Source organism: Erwinia sp. V90_4 (assembly GCF_029967685.1).
GTDB lineage: Bacteria > Pseudomonadota > Gammaproteobacteria > Enterobacterales > Enterobacteriaceae > Erwinia > Erwinia aphidicola.
In genome coordinates this window covers 61,824-78,192 of the sequence record NZ_JASCAQ010000043.1, presented here as the reverse complement: position 1 = coordinate 78,192, position 16,369 = coordinate 61,824, and the positions used below count along the sequence as shown (strand labels likewise).

The 16,369-nt window shown below is 59.4% G+C and carries 16 protein-coding genes; 5 read left to right on the top strand and 11 right to left on the bottom strand.

The window, feature by feature from the left end:
- The first annotated feature begins 65 nt into the window (after positions 1-65).
- Positions 66-1,670 carry a multicopper oxidase CueO gene (gene cueO, locus QLG07_RS10270; protein WP_282469158.1) on the top strand — a complete coding sequence of 535 codons (1,605 nt, stop codon included), beginning with the start codon at positions 66-68 and terminating at the stop codon, positions 1,668-1,670.
- 99 nt (positions 1,671-1,769) lie between these two features.
- On the opposite strand, the gene QLG07_RS10265 is transcribed toward cueO, so the two are convergent.
- Positions 1,770-3,047, bottom strand: coding sequence for a cystathionine gamma-synthase family protein (locus QLG07_RS10265; protein WP_282469157.1), 1,278 nt, complete (start codon positions 3,045-3,047; stop codon positions 1,770-1,772).
- Between the two features lie 250 nt (positions 3,048-3,297).
- On the opposite strand from QLG07_RS10265, the gene hpt reads away from it, so the two are divergent.
- Positions 3,298-3,834, top strand: a complete 537-nt coding sequence (hpt, locus tag QLG07_RS10260) for a hypoxanthine phosphoribosyltransferase (protein ID WP_048914958.1) — start codon at positions 3,298-3,300, stop codon at positions 3,832-3,834.
- Positions 3,835-4,040: 206 nt separating this feature from the next.
- Here the strand turns inward: hpt and can are convergent, their stop codons facing one another.
- Positions 4,041-4,703: a carbonate dehydratase gene (gene can / locus QLG07_RS10255; RefSeq protein ID WP_099754533.1), complete on the bottom strand. Its 663-nt coding sequence runs from the start codon at positions 4,701-4,703 to the stop codon at positions 4,041-4,043.
- A gap of 231 nt (positions 4,704-4,934) precedes the next feature.
- Between can and QLG07_RS10250 the strand changes: the two genes are divergently transcribed.
- Both QLG07_RS10250 and QLG07_RS10245 read left to right on the top strand, forming a co-directional pair.
- A complete protein-coding gene (locus QLG07_RS10250; RefSeq protein ID WP_133624443.1) occupies positions 4,935-5,861 on the top strand; it encodes an ABC transporter ATP-binding protein in 927 nt (308 codons plus the stop codon).
- Positions 5,858-6,628 (top strand): ABC transporter permease, encoded by a 771-nt coding sequence (locus QLG07_RS10245; protein ID WP_048914961.1) that lies wholly within the window; start codon positions 5,858-5,860, stop codon positions 6,626-6,628. Before QLG07_RS10250 ends, QLG07_RS10245 begins: the two co-directional genes overlap by 4 nt.
- Before the next feature lie 49 nt (positions 6,629-6,677).
- Here QLG07_RS10245 and panD read toward each other — a convergent pair whose 3' ends face one another.
- From panD to thpR, 9 genes are all read right to left on the bottom strand, one after another.
- Complete coding sequence (gene panD / locus QLG07_RS10240) at positions 6,678-7,058, bottom strand: aspartate 1-decarboxylase (RefSeq protein ID WP_099754623.1); 381 nt, start codon at positions 7,056-7,058, stop codon at positions 6,678-6,680.
- 64 nt (positions 7,059-7,122) lie between these two features.
- Positions 7,123-7,977, bottom strand: a complete 855-nt coding sequence (panC, locus tag QLG07_RS10235; RefSeq protein ID WP_133624441.1) for a pantoate--beta-alanine ligase — start codon at positions 7,975-7,977, stop codon at positions 7,123-7,125.
- 15 nt (positions 7,978-7,992) lie between these two features.
- On the bottom strand, positions 7,993-8,787 hold the full coding sequence (gene panB, locus QLG07_RS10230; RefSeq protein ID WP_282469156.1) for a 3-methyl-2-oxobutanoate hydroxymethyltransferase: 795 nt from the start codon (positions 8,785-8,787) through the stop codon (positions 7,993-7,995).
- A gap of 154 nt (positions 8,788-8,941) precedes the next feature.
- On the bottom strand, positions 8,942-9,421 hold the full coding sequence (gene folK / locus QLG07_RS10225; protein ID WP_133624439.1) for a 2-amino-4-hydroxy-6-hydroxymethyldihydropteridine diphosphokinase: 480 nt from the start codon (positions 9,419-9,421) through the stop codon (positions 8,942-8,944).
- Positions 9,418-10,839, bottom strand: coding sequence for a polynucleotide adenylyltransferase PcnB (pcnB, locus tag QLG07_RS10220; protein WP_208864919.1), 1,422 nt, complete (start codon positions 10,837-10,839; stop codon positions 9,418-9,420). The genes folK and pcnB overlap by 4 nt, the downstream gene beginning before the upstream one ends.
- Positions 10,840-10,936: 97 nt before the next feature.
- Positions 10,937-11,806, bottom strand: coding sequence for a tRNA glutamyl-Q(34) synthetase GluQRS (gene gluQRS, locus QLG07_RS10215; RefSeq protein WP_282469210.1), 870 nt, complete (start codon positions 11,804-11,806; stop codon positions 10,937-10,939).
- Between the two features lie 68 nt (positions 11,807-11,874).
- Complete coding sequence (gene dksA, locus QLG07_RS10210; protein ID WP_048914966.1) at positions 11,875-12,330, bottom strand: RNA polymerase-binding protein DksA; 456 nt, start codon at positions 12,328-12,330, stop codon at positions 11,875-11,877.
- 235 nt (positions 12,331-12,565) lie between these two features.
- Complete coding sequence (sfsA, locus tag QLG07_RS10205) at positions 12,566-13,270, bottom strand: DNA/RNA nuclease SfsA (protein WP_133624437.1); 705 nt, start codon at positions 13,268-13,270, stop codon at positions 12,566-12,568.
- A gap of 9 nt (positions 13,271-13,279) precedes the next feature.
- Positions 13,280-13,807 carry an RNA 2',3'-cyclic phosphodiesterase gene (gene thpR / locus QLG07_RS10200; protein WP_282469155.1) on the bottom strand — a complete coding sequence of 176 codons (528 nt, stop codon included), beginning with the start codon at positions 13,805-13,807 and terminating at the stop codon, positions 13,280-13,282.
- Between the two features lie 56 nt (positions 13,808-13,863).
- On the opposite strand from thpR, the gene hrpB reads away from it, so the two are divergent.
- On the top strand, positions 13,864-16,323 hold the full coding sequence (gene hrpB / locus QLG07_RS10195) for an ATP-dependent helicase HrpB (protein ID WP_191149497.1): 2,460 nt from the start codon (positions 13,864-13,866) through the stop codon (positions 16,321-16,323).
- Positions 16,324-16,369: the final 46 nt, after the last annotated feature.

The window sequence follows — 16,369 nt, the reverse complement described above, 5'->3', positions numbered from 1 at the left end:
GACCTTACCGCTGGGGCAGGGTTTATGCTGCCCGCATTATTCACGTTTGACGCAAGGAATGGACGATGCAACGCCGTGATTTTCTCAAATTAAGCGCCGCGCTGGGCGCTGCCAGCGCACTGCCGCTGTGGAGCCGCTCGCTGATGGCGGCGGAACAGCGGCCGCTGTTGCCGATCCCCTCATTACTCACTGCCGATGCACGCAGTGAAATTAGCCTGATCGCGCAGGCGGGCAGCAGCAGCTGGCGCGGAAAAAATGTCCCTACCTGGGGCTATAACGGCGCTCTGCTTGGCCCGGCAATCCAGCTGGAGCGTGGCAAAGAGGTCAACATCACCGTGTATAACCGCCTGCCGGAAGCGACGACGGTGCACTGGCACGGTCTGGAGCTGCCCGGCCAGGTCGATGGCGGACCCCAGGCGCGCATTGCGCCTAACCAGAGCCGCCGCGTGACCTTTACCCCGGACCAACCTGCTGCGACCTGCTGGTTCCACCCGCACCAGCATGGCCGTACCGGTTATCAGGTGGCGCAAGGGCTGGCCGGGCTGGTGCTGATTAACGACCCGGAGAGCGGCAAGCTGCTGCTGCCAAAGCAGTGGGGCATTGATGATATTCCGGTGATCCTGCAGGACAAACGGCTAACCGCTGACGGCAGCCAGATCGACTATCAGCTGGATATCATGAGTGCCGCCGTCGGCTGGTTTGGCGACACCATGCTGACTAACGGGGCGATTTACCCGCAGGCGGGCGTGCCGCGCGGCTGGTTGCGCCTGCGCCTGCTCAACGGCTGTAACGCCCGCTCGCTGAATATCACCACCAGCGATAAGCGCCCGATTTATGTGATTGCCAGCGATGGCGGGCTGCTGGGTGAGCCCGTGCAGGTTAGCGAGCTGCCGATGATGCCGGGCGAGCGCTTCGAAGTGCTGGTCGATACCACCGATGGCAAGCCGTTCGACCTGCAAACGCTGCCGGTGCGCCAGATGGGGATGACGCTACCGCCGTTTAACCAGCCGCTGCCGGTACTGTCGATTGCGCCGCTGCAGGTGCAGGCCAGCGGCACGCTGCCGGATAGGCTGGTTGAGATGCCTGCCGTGCCTGCTGCGCAGGGCGCCAATACGCGCTGGCTACAGCTGATGATGGACCCTGAGCTGGACCGTCGCGGCATGCTGGCGCTGATGGAGAAGTACGGCCATGCGTCGATGGCGGGCATGAGTATGGATGCGCACGACAGCGACAAAGCGGACGCTAAGCCGCAGATGGCGATGTCGGGGATGGATCACGGCGAGATGGCGGGAATGGACCATGCCAAAACGCCGAAAGCTTATGACTTCCACCAGGGAAATCAGATTAACGGCGTGGCGTTCAACATGGATAAACCCTCGTTCGAAGTGAAGCAGGGCGCGTATGAGAAGTGGACCCTCTCGGGCGAAGGCGATCAGATGCTGCATCCGTTCCACATTCACGGTACCCAGTTCCGCATTTTGTCAGAAAACGGTAAACCGCCCGCGCCGCACCGCAGCGGCTGGAAGGACACGGTGCGCGTTGAGGGCTGGCGCAGCGAAGTGCTGGTCCGGTTTAACCATCAGGCCACGCCAGACCAGGCCTATATGGCGCACTGCCATCTGCTGGAGCACGAAGACACCGGGATGATGCTCGGGTTTACCGTGGCTTAAGCCCGAGGGTGCCAGCTAAACGGGACGACCGGAAAAAAGGTCGTCCCCTACGAAAACATCTCCTTGCCTTTGTAGGGGCGAGGCATGCCTCGCCCGCCTCTATCCCAGCGCCAGGCGCAAATCCTCGATCAAATCATCTTTATTCTCAATACCGATCGATAAACGGATGGTAGAGGATTTTATGCCAATGCGGTCGCGCACCTCCAGCGGCACGCCGGAGTGGGTGGTGCTGGCCGGATGGCTGGCGAGAGATTCGGTGCCGCCGAGGCTGACCGCCAGCTTGAACAGCTGCACCGCATTGAGGAACTTAAATGCCGCCTCCTGACCGCCTCGAATATCGAACGAGAAGGTCGAACCGGCACCGCTGCACTGGGCGCGCCAGGTTTTTCCAGCCGCAGAGTCCGCCGCCAGGAATGGCAGATAGTGAATCTGCTCGACCGCCGGATGACTACGCAGAAACTCCGCCACGGCGGCGGCATTACCGTTCGCCCGCTCCATGCGCAGTGCCAGCGTCTCCAGCGAGCGGCCAATCATCCAGCTGGAGTGCGGATCGAGCTGCGTGCCGATTGCGCTGCGCAGCGCCTTCACCTGGCGGATGAGGGCCTTATTGCCCATCGCTGCCCCGGCGATCAGATCCGAGTGGCCGCCGACATATTTGGTCAGGGAATAGAGCGAAATATCCGCCCCGTGCTCCGTCGGGCGGGAAAACACCGGGCCGAGCAGGGTGTTATCGCAGGCAATCACCGGGCGGTGCTGCTGCTGGTGTTCAATTTTGTCGGCCACGCGCTTAATCAGCGCGATATCCACCAGGCTGTTAGTCGGGTTTGCTGGGGATTCAATCAGGATCACCGATACCCGCCCCTGCGCCATCGCGGCATCCGCCGCCGCCTGTACCGACGCTTCATTAACGCCATCGCTAAAGCCCACCGAGGTCACGCCAAGATTGTGGAAGGTTTTGCTTAGCAGCATTTCGGTGCCGCCATACAGCGGCTGTGAGTGCAGGATAACATCACCCGGTTTCACAAAGGTCAGTAGGGTGGTGGAGATCGCCGACATCCCCGACGAGAACAGCGCCGCGCTGTCGGTACGCTCGTAGATCGCCAGCCGATCCTCGACAATTTCACTGTTGGGGTGGTTGAAGCGCGAGTAGACCAGCCCGTTACCTTCGCCCGCAGGGGGTTCACGCCGGCCCGAAACGTAATCAAAGAAATCCCGCCCCTCCTCCGCGCTGTTAAACACAAAGGTCGAGGTGAGAAACACCGGGGGTTTAACCGCGCCTTCAGAGAGCGCCGGGTCATAACCGTAGTTCAGCATCTGCGTTTCGGGCTGCAGCTCGCGCGTGCCAATGTGGGTCTTTTTGGAATGTGATGAAGCCATGTGTTCTCCTGCCTGCTGGCATGATGATTACTTATTCTGGACGCTAAGCTAGCATGTGGCAGGTTGTGCTGATAAATGAATAAACGCTCTATGGTTAAATCATTATGCGATATGAAATGTGGCTATCTGAACGTACAGCAGTCTATATGTCTGTCGCGCGCGAATGAAAGCCACGTTGCGCAACAGCGAGCGTCGGGCGTGAGAAGTGTGATAAACTGCGGCGCTTTCCCTGAGCAATCGACGAAGAGCTATGAAACACACCGTTGAAGTTATGATCTCCGAAGCGGAGATCAAATCCCGCGTTGCCGCACTCGGCCAGCAAATCACTGAACATTACCGCGACAGCGGTAGTGAAATGGTGCTGGTGGGCCTGCTGCGCGGTTCATTTATGTTTATGGCCGATCTGTGTCGCGCCATTGATGTCCCCCACGAAGTCGACTTTATGACGGCGTCGAGCTACGGAAATGGCACCTCGAGCACCCGTGATGTGAAAATCCTTAAAGATCTGGATGAGGATATTCGCGGTAAAGACGTGCTGATCGTCGAAGATATTATCGATTCAGGTAATACGCTGAGCAAAGTGCGTGAGCTTTTCAACCTGCGCGGCCCGAAATCCGTGGCGATCTGCACCCTGCTGGATAAGCCTTCCCGCCGCGAAGTGGACGTGCCGGTAGAGTATGTCGGTTTCGCCATTCCTGACGAGTTTGTGGTGGGCTACGGCATTGACTATGCCCAGCGCTATCGCCACCTGCCGTACGTGGGAAAAGTGGTGATGCTGGACGAGTAATCGCAGGTTTATCCACAGCACAATCGACTAAGGCCGGATTTTCCGGCCTGTAATAACATACGCCGCTTGCTCGTCATTCTTCAAGCTGCCTGTGCGTTGGCTTCTCCTGTTCACCCCAGTCACATAGTGACCTATGCTCCCGGGGATTCGCAGGCTTGCCGCCTTCATCCAGCGTGAATAATTTAGAGCAAGGATATAAATGGGGATTACGGATTGATATCCGGGTCGTTCAGCAGGTTGGCGATACCGTGGCGATAGCGCTGTTCGAGGATTTCACGACTGGTTGCGGAGACTTCCAGATCGCGCAGGTAACCGTCCTGAATACCGTAAACCCAACCGTGAATGTTGACCTTCTGCCCGCGTTTCCACGCTGACTGCATGATGGTGGAGTGGCCGAGGTTGTAAACTTGCTCAATCACGTTGATTTCACACAGTTTATCAAAGCGCTTTTCCGGCGGCAGTTCACCGAGTAACGCGCTATGCTTGTACCACAAATCACGGATATGCAGCAGCCAGTTGTCTATCAGGCCGAGTTCCGGGTTATCCACCGCCGCCTGAACGCCGCCGCAGCCGTAGTGACCACAGATAATAATGTGTTCCACTTCCAGCACTTCAACCGCGTACTGCACCACCGACAGGCAGTTGAGATCGGTGTGCACCACCAGGTTGGCGACGTTGCGGTGAACAAACAGTTCACCCGGCTCCAGCCCGGTCAGGCGCTCGGCAGGTACCCGGCTGTCAGAACAGCCAATCCACAGGAAGCGCGGTTTCTGCGCCAGAGACAGGCGTTCAAAGAAACCGGGATCTTCCTCTTTCAGTAATTTGGACCACTGGCGATTGTTGCTGATAAGGGTGTTAATGTCTTTCATAATGATGTCTGCCACTACCTCGAAATGCGTACCGTAATATAGGGCAACGCTCCGTGATTGGAAATGACAAACAAGAAACCCATACCCAAAATAATTCGAGTTGCGGGAAGGCGGCAAATGAGTGAATCCCGATGAGCTTACTGAAGTCAGTGATTCGGGTGAACGAATGTAGCCAACGCACCTGCAGCTTGAAGTCTGAAGGGTATAAATGAATAAGGCTCTCGCTTACCTATGACATATGCACTGGAACTTGAAAAGCTGACCAAAACCTACGCAGGCGGGGTTCAGGCGCTCAAGGGCATCGATCTCGCTGTCGAGGCCGGTGATTTCTATGCGCTGCTCGGCCCTAACGGCGCCGGTAAATCTACCACCATCGGCATTATCAGCTCGCTGGTTAACAAAACCGGCGGCAAAGTCCGGGTGTTTGGCTATGACCTGCAGCAGGACGTGGTCAACGCCAAGCGTCAGCTCGGGCTGGTGCCGCAGGAGTTCAACTTTAACCAGTTTGAAACCGTGATGCAGATTGTGGTCAGCCAGGCCGGACTGTACGGCGTGGAGAAACCGGACGCGTTAAAGCGTGCGGAAAAATACCTGAAGCAGCTGGATTTATGGGATAAACGCAACGAACGTGCGCGCATGCTTTCCGGCGGGATGAAGCGCCGCCTGATGATCGCCCGCGCGCTGATGCACGAGCCAAAGCTGCTGATCCTCGATGAGCCAACCGCCGGGGTGGATATCGAACTGCGCCGCTCAATGTGGACCTTCCTGCAGGAGCTGAATGCGCAGGGCACCACCATTATCCTGACCACCCACTATCTGGAAGAAGCCGAAATGCTGTGCCGCAATATCGGCATTATCCAGCGCGGTGAGCTGGTGGAAAACACCTCAATGAAGGGCCTGCTTTCTAAGCTGAAATCGGAAACCTTTATTCTCGACCTCGCGGCTAAAAGCCCGCTGCCGAAGCTGGAAGGTTTCCAGTACCGGCTGATTGATACCTCGACGCTGGAAGTGGAAGTGCTGCGTGAGCAGGGGCTGAACAGCGTGTTTAGCCAGCTCAGCCATCAGGGCGTGCAGGTATTGAGTATGCGCAACAAGGCCAACCGTCTTGAGGAGCTGTTTGTCGACCTGGTTAACGGGCGCACAGGAGAAAAAGCATGACACATTTATACTGGGTCGCCCTGAAGAGCATCTGGGGTAAAGAGATTAACCGTTTCGCCCGCATCTGGATCCAGACGCTGGTGCCGCCGGTGATCACCATGACGCTCTACTTTATTATTTTCGGCAACCTGATCGGCTCGCGCATCGGTGAGATGCACGGCTTCAGCTATATGCAGTTTATTGTGCCGGGCCTGATTATGATGGCGGTGATCACCAATGCCTATGCCAACGTGGCCTCGTCGTTCTTCAGCGCCAAGTTCCAGCGCAATATTGAAGAGCTGCTGGTGGCACCGGTACCGACGCACGTGATTATCGCCGGTTATGTCGGCGGCGGCGTGGCGCGCGGGATCTGCGTGGGCGTGCTGGTGACGGCGATTTCGCTGTTCTTCGTGCCGTTCCAGGTGCATTCGTGGCTGATGGTGGCGGTGACGCTGCTGCTGACGGCGGTGCTGTTCTCGCTGGCGGGCCTGTTGAATGCGGTATTTGCCCGGACTTTCGATGATATCAGCCTGATCCCGACCTTCGTGCTGACGCCGCTGACCTACCTTGGCGGGGTGTTCTATTCACTGACGCTGCTGCCGCCGGTGTGGCAGATGGTGTCGAAGCTGAACCCGATCGTCTACATGATCAGCGGATTCCGCTACGGTTTCCTCGGGATTAACGATGTGCCGCTGGCGTTTACGCTGGGCGTGCTGGTGGCGTTTATTGCGGTGTTTTATATTCTGGTGTGGGTGCTGATCCAGCGCGGTCGCGGATTACGTACCTGATTGATAGGGGCCGATCATTTTTCCGATCGGCCCCTACATGTTTGGCTTTTTACGCCACCTGAACCGGCACGGCTTTCGCCACGCGCTTCATCTGGTTTTTACCTTCGAAATAGGCCACCTTCGGCTGCCACTCGCGGGCCTCTGCGTCCGACATCTGCACGTACGAACAGATAATCAGCAGGTCCCCTTCGCAGGCACAGCGCGCTGCCGCACCGTTGACCGAGATGATTTTCGAACCGCGTTCGGCGGCGATAGCGTAGGTTGAGAAACGCTGGCCGTTGTTGATGTTATAGATATCGATCGCTTCATATTGCAGAATGCCGGAAGCATCGAGGAAATCCTGATCGATGGCGCAGGAACCTTCGTAATTCAGGTCAGCCTGGGTCACGGTGACCCGGTGGAGTTTGCCCTGCAACATAGTACGATTCATAACTCATCACTCTACAGTCAATGCAAAAAACGGACGCCAGTATTACCCGGCGCCGCACGTCTGTCTACTGGGTCAGATCAACCTGTTGGTTATCAATCAGGCGAGCCTTGCCGAGCCAGGCCGCCATCAGGATCACCGCACGCTGACTGTCGACATTGAGCGGCAGCAGCGTATCGGCATCCACAATCGCCAGCCCATCGGCCTGTAAGCCCTGCGCTGCCAGCTCACTTTCCGCCGCCGCAATCATCTCTTCCACATGGCGCTCGCCGCTTGCCAGTTTTGCAGCGATGCTGTGCATCACCTGGCTCAGCACCGGGGCGATTTTACGCTCATCGCTGCTCAGATAGCCGTTACGTGAGCTGAGCGCCAGGCCATCTTTGGCACGCACGGTGGGCACGCCGACGATATCAATATCGTAGCCCATATCCGCCACCATTTTGCGGATCAGCGCCAGCTGCTGGTAATCCTTTTCGCCAAAGCAGGCGAGGTCGGGCTGCACCAGGTTGAACAGCTTGCTGACGATGGTGGAAACGCCGCGGAAGTGCCCCGGACGGCTGGCGCCTTCCAGCAGGGTGGAAAGGCCGGGGACGTCGACAAACGTCTGCTCGCTCAGCCCTTTGGGATAGACATCGCCCGGTGCCGGGGAGAACACCAGATCAACGCCGCGGCGGTTCAGCTTTTCACAATCCTGCTGCAGCGTACGCGGGTAGCGCGCCAGATCGTCCGCGCGCTCAAACTGCATCGGGTTAACGAAGATCGACACCACCACGATATCGGCACGCGCGCGCGCTTCATCCACCAGGGTCATATGCCCGTCATGCAGGTTGCCCATGGTTGGCACCAGCGCAATGCGCTTGCCGTCCTGGCGCCAGCGGCGAATTTCGCGGCGCAGCATCGGCAGGGTTTCAATAATCAGCACGGTGTTTCTCCTGGTTTACTGGAAACTGTGTTCAGCGGCCGGATAGCTTCCGGCTTCAACTTCTGCCACATACTGACGCACTGCGGCGCGGATCTCTCCGGCCTCAGCGAGGAAGTTTTTGGCAAATTTAGGAATGTGACCGCCGGTAATGCCAAAGGCGTCGTGCATCACCAGTATCTGACCGTCGGTGACGCTGCCCGCGCCAATGCCAATCACCGGGATGGCCAGCGCCTCGGTCACGCGTTTTGCCAGCGAAACCGGCACGCACTCCAGCACCAGCAGCTGTATGCCTGCTGCTTCCAGCGCCAGTGCATCTTCCAGCAGGCGCTCGGCATCGGCGCTTTCACGACCCTGCACTTTGTACCCGCCAAAAACATTCACCGACTGCGGCGTCAGCCCGAGGTGGCCACACACCGGCACCGCGCGTTCGGTTAACTGTTGCACCGTTTCCGCCAGCCACTTGCCGCCCTCCAGCTTCACCATGTTGGCCCCGGCGCGCATCAGCGTCGCGGCGCTGTCAAAGGCCTGCTGTGGCGTGGCGTAGCTCATAAACGGCAGGTCAGCGAGCAGCAGCGCAGCGGGGGCGCCACGGCGCACGGTTTGCGTGTGGTATGCGATATCGGCAACCGTGACCGGCAGCGTGGAGTCGTGGCCCTGAACCACCATGCCAAGAGAGTCACCCACCAGCATGACCTGAATACCCTCATCGGCAAACAGGCGGGCAAAGCTGTAATCATAGGCGGTGATGGTGGCGAATTTGTGCCCCTGCTGCTTCCACTGGCGTAAGGTCGAGACGGTAGTCGGTTTCATCAGATCCCCGTTAGGCATTTTCTGTTGGGCGTATCTTAATGGAAGGGGAGAGGGATGTCAGCATTGTCGCGGAGCAGGTCACGAGCCAGGTCGCGGGTGAGGGATGCCTCGCCCCTACGTAGGGGCCGGGCATGCCCGGCCCGCGGTTTGCCGATTACCAGTGCCGGATGCTGCTGCTGTCGAGCGTCGCCAGCAAATCCGCGATGCGGGTGCCGTTGGGCAAAGTCAGATCGGGGGCGATCTCCAGCAGCGGCAGCAGCATAAAGGCGCGATTGTGCATATCGTAGTGGGGGACCGTCAGGCGTGGCGTGCTCAGCGTCTGCTCACCAAACAGCATGATGTCGAGGTCAAGCGTGCGCGGCCCCCAGCGATGCGCTTTGCGCACGCGCCCCTGCTCCAGCTCAATGCGCTGGGTATGGTCGAGCAGGGTTTCGGCCGCAAGTGCCGTATCCAGCGCCACGGCAGCATTGAGAAAATCAGGCTGGTCCGGCGGGCCGTAAGGGGGGGTGCGGTAAAGAGAAGAGGTGGCTACCAGCGTGGTATCAGGCAGGGCCGCCAGCGCATTCAGGGCAGATTGCACCTGATGCAGCGGGTCGGCCAGATTACTGCCCAGCGCCAGATAAACGCGGATCATGCGTCGTTGTTATGGTCGCGGCGCTGACCGCCGGGAACGCGCTTGCGCGGGCGGCGGGTGCGGCGGCGTGGCACCGGATCATCGCCCAGGGTGTTGAGCATGGTTTTCTGCTGCGGTGGCGCAGAAACCTGGAACTCGCCCCACCAGGTGGTCAGACGCTGCAGTTCGTGGTTGTTTTCCACTTCGGCACGCAGTGCCAGCAGGTCGTAAGCGGCGCGGAATTTCGGATGCTCCATCAGCTTCCACGCACGTTTACCGTGGCGGCGCGACAGGCGCAGCTGCAGCTGCCAGATATCCCGCACCAGCGTGGTAATGCGTTTTGGAATAGCCAGCGAGCGGCACGCCTCATCCAGCACGTCATTCATCGACAGCGCGAAGGCATCGTAGTAGACCAGCCCGCTCTCCTGGGCGATTTTCTGCGCGGCTTCCAGCTGTGGATACCAGAACATCGCCGCAAATAGGAACGCCGGGTTAACACGCATCTGGTTGTGGATGCGGTTATCGGTATTTTTCAGCACCTGCAGGATCATCTTCTCCATATTACTGTCACCCTGTTCGGTGAAGTAGCGGGTGATGATCGGGAACAGCGGCTGGAACAGCTGATATTCACGCAGTTTCAGATAAGTTTGATGACCGTAACCCGCCTGCAGCAGCTTCAGCGTCTCTTCGAACAGGCGTGCCGGTGGGATATCGTTCAGTAGCGTAGCGAGACGCGGGATGGGCTCACCGGTTTCGGGCGCGATGCTCATGTCCAGCTTGGCGGCGAAGCGCACCACGCGCAGCATACGCACCGGGTCTTCACGGTAGCGGGTTTCCGGGTCACCGATCATCCGGATGATGCCCTGCTGCAGGTCGCTCAGGCCACCCACGTAATCACGCACGGTGAAGTCGGCCACGCTGTAATAGAGGCTGTTAATCGTCAGATCGCGGCGCTGGGCGTCATCTTCAATCGAACCGAAAATATTATCGCGCAGCAGCATACCATTCTGGCCGCGCTGCGAGCTGTTGCGGTCATCAGCAACCGGCTGCTCCGCTTCATGGTGACCACGGAAGGTGGCGACCTCGATAATTTCCGGGCCAAACATCACGTGCGCGAGGCGGAAGCGACGACCGACCAGACGGCAGTTGCGGAACAGTTTACGCATCTGATCCGGCGTGGCGTTGGTGGTCACATCGAAGTCTTTCGGTTTTTTACCCAGCAGCAAATCGCGCACGCCGCCGCCTACCAGGTAGGCTTCGAATCCGGCTTTGTTCAGGCGATACAGTACCTTGAGGGCATTTTCACTGATGTCCTTGCGCGAGATGTTATGACTATCGCGCGGAATGACGGTCATCTGACGCACTTCCTCGACCTCGGCTGGCGCCACGTCATCGCGACTGAGGACTTTCCGGCAAAAATTAGCAACTCGGGTAAAAATGGGACACCTCGATAGTGACAATGAAATTTGGTCGGTAAAAACAGCGGCTAATCATAGCTCAGAGTGAAGCGTTTGAGAATGCCGAAGTCGGTGTATGCTACTGCTGCGCGTCGTTTATTGGGATTTTTTTGCACTTCCAGTCACCGATTGCGTGCTGTAACAGCGCGGCAACGCTCAGATCGCGCCAGCTTTCTGCCACCGGCTGACCGAGAAAACGCAGCGCTGCTGCCAGCGCCGGGCGCGGATCGCCTTCCGGCAGCGGCGGCGCATGATTCTGCTTGGAGAGCTTGTTGCCGTCGTGGTTTAACACCAGCGGCAGGTGCAGATAGCGCGGCGCAGGCCAGCCAAACTGATGGTAGAGCGTGATTTGACGCACGGTCGGCTCAATCAGGTCCGCGCCGCGTACCACTTCCGTCACGCCCTGGAAATGGTCATCCACCACCACCGCAAGGTTATAGGCAAACAGCCCATCGCGGCGATGAATAATAAAGTCTTCCTGCGCCAGCCTGGCATCGGCCTTGACGCTGCCACGCAGCTGGTCGTGAAATTCGCTCAGCGGACGATCAACCTTAAGGCGCAGCGCGGCGTTTTCCGGCCCGAGCCCCAGCGCCCGGCAGTGGCCGTCGTACAGCCCGCCAACCTGCTGAATACGGCTGCGCGTGCAGGTGCAGTAGTAGCTGTGCCCGTCACGCTGCAGTCGATCGAGCGCGGCGCGGTAGGCTTCATGGCGCTGCGACTGCCACAGGACTTCTCCATCCCACTCCAGTCCGTACTGCTCCAGCTGCTGCAGGATACGCGTTGCCGCACCGGGGACTTCACGCGGCGGGTCAATATCTTCAATGCGTACGTACCACGCGCCATGCTGCGCGCGAGCCTGGAGATAACTGCCTAAAGCAGCAATCAGAGAGCCAAAGTGAAGTTCACCGGAGGGGGAGGGGGCGAAGCGCCCGATATAGTCTGAGGTCATCATCTTGAAGATGGGCAGTGAAGCGACTGCGGGAGAGATTCCCCGCTTCACTGCACAATCATATGCCGTTAACCGGCCATTTGTTTTTCGCGGATTTCTGCCAGCGTTTTACAGTCGATGCAAAGATCGGCGGTAGGACGCGCTTCCAGACGACGGATACCGATTTCAACGCCACAGGAGTCACAGTAGCCGAAATCATCGTCTTCAACTTTCTTCAGCGTCTTTTCGATCTTTTTAATCAGCTTGCGCTCGCGATCGCGGTTACGCAATTCAAGACTGAACTCTTCTTCCTGAGCGGCACGATCGACCGGATCCGGGAAGTTAGCGGCTTCGTCCTGCATGTGTGTGACCGTACGATCGACTTCATCCCGGAGTTGATTACGCCACGCCCCAAGAATTTTCTTGAAGTGCTCCAGCTGGGCTTCATTCATATACTCTTCGCCCGGCTTCTCTTGGTATGGCTCCACCCCAGCGATGGCGAGAATACTCAGGGACGATGTTTTACGGTTTTGCCCTTCTTGCATGTTGCTTCTCCTGGATAACACGCACTACACCCTTCATCTTTAAGCTGCAGGGGCGTTGGTCGCTATCCCGCAACCCGAAATCTTCGGGTATCGATCCCACATGGGGAAAAAAACAGGCCGCTATAAATACCAGAAGCGGTTAAGGTAAGCAATTATTCCTGATCACGCCTTGACAAGCATGTGAGGAAAAGCGTATTTGCGCGATCGGCAGTATAAAAGCAAATTGCGCTAAATTTTACAACTCCACTTTCAGGGCTTTTCTGAGAACCATCCCCTCCGGTGATAACTGCGCCTTATAACATAGCACCTCTACACCATTCTGCCGGGCCTGCGACAGGAGTTCTGCGTAGCGAGCATCAATGTGTCGCGCCGGGGCAACGTCCTCAATCCCCGAGTGCAGAACGGCGAAGAACAGTACCGCCCGCTGGCCCGATTGCGCAATCTGACTAAGCTCGCGCAGGTGTTTCTGGCCGCGCACGGTCACCGCATCCGGAAAATACCCTTTACCCTGCTGTAATAGCGTCACGGATTTGACTTCAATATAGCAGTTACGGCGATCGCTTGCCTGTAACAGGAAGTCTATCCGGCTGTTTTCTGCGCCATATTTAACTTCAGGCAGCAGCGTATCGTAACCGGATAATTCCGCAATCTGGCCTGCATTAAGTGCCTCACGCACTAACCCATTGGCGCGTAAGGTATTGACGCAAATCCAGTCGCCCTGCTGCGTTTCGGTTAGCTCCCAGCTGTGCGGATATTTTCGCGTCAGGCTGGCCGATGTCGAATACCACACCGTGTCGCCTGGCGTGGCGCAGCCCGTCATTGCCCCGGTATTAGCACAGTGGATTGTCAGCTCTTCACCCTGCGGGGTGACCACATCAGCCAGAAAGCGTTTATAGCGTTTAACCAGCCGCGCGGGTTGCAGGTCCGGGCTAAATTCCATAGGAATTCCTTATCGTAATTTCCATTCCGCCACTTCTTCATAGCGGGTGCGACCGCGCGTAAAATGTGACTGAAACAGGACAAAGCGCTCGACCGGCACTGACCAGTGAAAATTGCGCGGCGGCAACGACACCGGGTGCAGAGCGTAGCGCAGTAATGTGACATGCGGATGAAAAGGCAGAGCAGGTTGCATACAGCCGCTGCGTGCCGCCTGCGATCGCAGCAGCTCTGCCAGCTGCAGCAGCCCGCGCGGCGCCTGGCGCGGCCCCAGCCATACCACGCCGGAGCGCGGCCAGTGCCCGGCATCATCCAGCGTCAGCGTAAAAGCGGGCTGCGTAATGCGGCCGGCGAGCTGCATCAGCGCCCGCTGCTTCTGCGCACTGATTTCGCCGAGGAACGCCAGCGTCAGGTGCAGGCTGTCGGCGGCTACCGGGCGGCCCGCTTCCACCGGGAAGGTCGCGGCGCGCCACTGGATCAGGCTCTGCTTACACTCATCCGGCAGTTCGAGGCCGAAAAAAAGCCGTTTTTGTGCGCTCATCGCGTCCTCCGGTAAATCAAACCCGGGAATGCTACAATGCGCCGCAGATTATGACCATGGCGTTCTGGAGTAAATACGTGAGTTCATTACCGGTCAGTGCCGTCCTACCCGAACTGCTGGCGGCACTGCAATCCGCCCCGCAGGTGCTGCTGGCTGCCCCGACCGGCGCCGGAAAATCCACCTGGCTGCCGCTCCAGATCCTGCAACAGGCGGGATTCAGCGGGCGCATCCTGCTGCTGGAACCGCGCAGGCTGGCGGCGCGCAACGTTGCACAGCGGCTGGCCGAGCTGCTGGGCCAGCAGCCGGGCGAGATCGTTGGCTACCGCATGCGTGGCGAGTCGCGCTGCGGGCCTGACACACGCTTAGAGGTGGTGACGGAAGGGATCCTGACGCGCATGCTGCAGCAGGATCCGATGCTGGAGGGCGTGTCGCTGGTGATCCTTGATGAGTTTCACGAGCGCAGTTTGCAGGGCGATCTGGCGCTGGCGCTGCTGCTGGACGTGCAGGGCGGGCTGCGAGACGATCTGAAAGTGCTGATCATGTCGGCAACGCTGGACAACTCGCGGCTGCGCGAGTGGCTGCCGGATGCACCGCTGATCGCCTCCGAGGGGCGATCCTTCCCGGTAGATCGCCGCTACCAGCCGCTCTCCCCCACGCTGCGCTTTGACGATGCGGTGGCACGCCAGGTGAGCCAGCTATTACGCGAGGAGAGCGGCTCGCTGCTGCTGTTTCTGCCCGGCGTGGCGGAGATCCAGCGTGTGCAGAGTGCGCTTAGCGACCTTGTCGCCAGCGATGTTGACCTCTGCCCGCTGTACGGTGCGCTGTCGCTTGCGGATCAGCGCCGGGCTATCCTGCCTGCCGCGGCCGGGCGGCGCAAAGTGGTGCTGGCAACTAATATCGCCGAAACCAGCTTAACCATCGAGGGTATTCGTCTGGTGGTGGACTGCGCGCTGGAGCGCAGCGCGTTTTTCGACCTGCGCAGCGGGCTGACCAGCCTGCAAACCCGGCGCGTCAGCCAGGCCTCGATGACCCAGCGTGCCGGGCGCGCCGGGCGCCTCGAACCCGGCATCTGCCTGCATCTGATAGCCAAGGAGCAGGCGGAGCGCGCTGCCGCCCACAGCGACCCGGAAATACTCACCAGCGATCTCGCGGCGCTGTGGCTCGATCTGCTGCAGTGGGGCTGCCACGATATCAATCAGCTTAACTGGCTGGACGTGCCGCCCGCCGCGGGTATCGAGGCGGCGCGCCAGCTGCTGCAAAAGCTGGGGGCGACCGACGGTGACGGGCGTTTGAATGCGCAGGGGCGCAAAATGGCCGCGCTCGGCAGCGAACCGCGCTTTGCCGCGATGCTGATTGCCGCCGGCAGCGATGCCGATGCGGTCGCCACCGCCGCTCAGCTGGTGGCGATGCTGGAGGATCCGCAGCGCGGCAGCCCCGACCTGCGCGACAGCTTCCAGCGCCGCCTGCCGCAGTGGCAGCGCCGCGCCCGTCAGCTGCAGCAGCGGCTGAAGGTCAGTGGTGGAACGCTGGATGAAGATCGCCTCCCGGCGCTGCTGGCGGTAGCCTTCCCGGACCGCATCGCGCGGCGGCGCGGTGCCGAGGGGCGCTATCAGCTGGCGAACGGCAGCGGGGCCGCGCTCGATCGTGAAGAGGCCTTAACCCGCTACGAGTGGCTGATTGCGCCACAGCTGCTGCAGAGCCATAGCCAACCCGACGCGCGTATTTTGCAGGCGCTGCCGCTGGATATCGACCAGCTGGTGCGCCAGCTTCCTGTTCTGCTGACGCAGCAAACTGAAGTGGAGTGGGATGAAGAGAAAGGCACGCTGCGCGCCTGGCGCCGTGAGCAGGTCGGCCAGCTGGTGCTGAAGTCGCAGCCGCTGGCGAAACCGGACGAGCAGGAGCTGCACGCGGCGATGCTGCGCTGGGTGCGCAGCAAAGGTTTATCGGTGCTGAACTGGACGCCACAGGCAGAGCAGCTAAGATTGCGGCTGGTCTGTGCCGCGCAGTGGCTGCCGGAAGAGGAGTGGCCCGCCGCCGATGAGCCCGCGCTGCTGGAGCGCCTGGAGCGCTGGCTGCTGCCCGCGATGAATGGCGTGCGCGATGCGCGTGGCCTGCGCCAGCTCGACTGTGCCGCTGCGTTATTACAATTGCTCACATGGTCACAGCGACAGCAACTGGATACTGCATTGCCAACTCATTACACTGTGCCGACCGGAAGCCGCCTGCCGATCCAGTACTCTGCTGATAAACCGCCCGCCCTGGCGGTGCGTCTGCAGGAGATGTACGGCGAAGCGCACAATCCCAGCGTCGCCGCAGGGCGCATTCCGCTGGTTCTGGAGCTGCTATCCCCGGCGCAGCGCCCGCTGCAGATCACCCGCGATCTGGCGGCGTTCTGGAATGGGGCTTACCGGGAAGTGCAAAAAGAGATGAAAGGGCGCTACCCCAAACATCTGTGGCCGGATGACCCGGCAAATACATTACCGACGCGGCGCGTGAAAAAGTTTTCCGCGACGTGATTTTTCTGTACTGAATCGTGGCCCGAATATTCGGAAGGTTCCACTT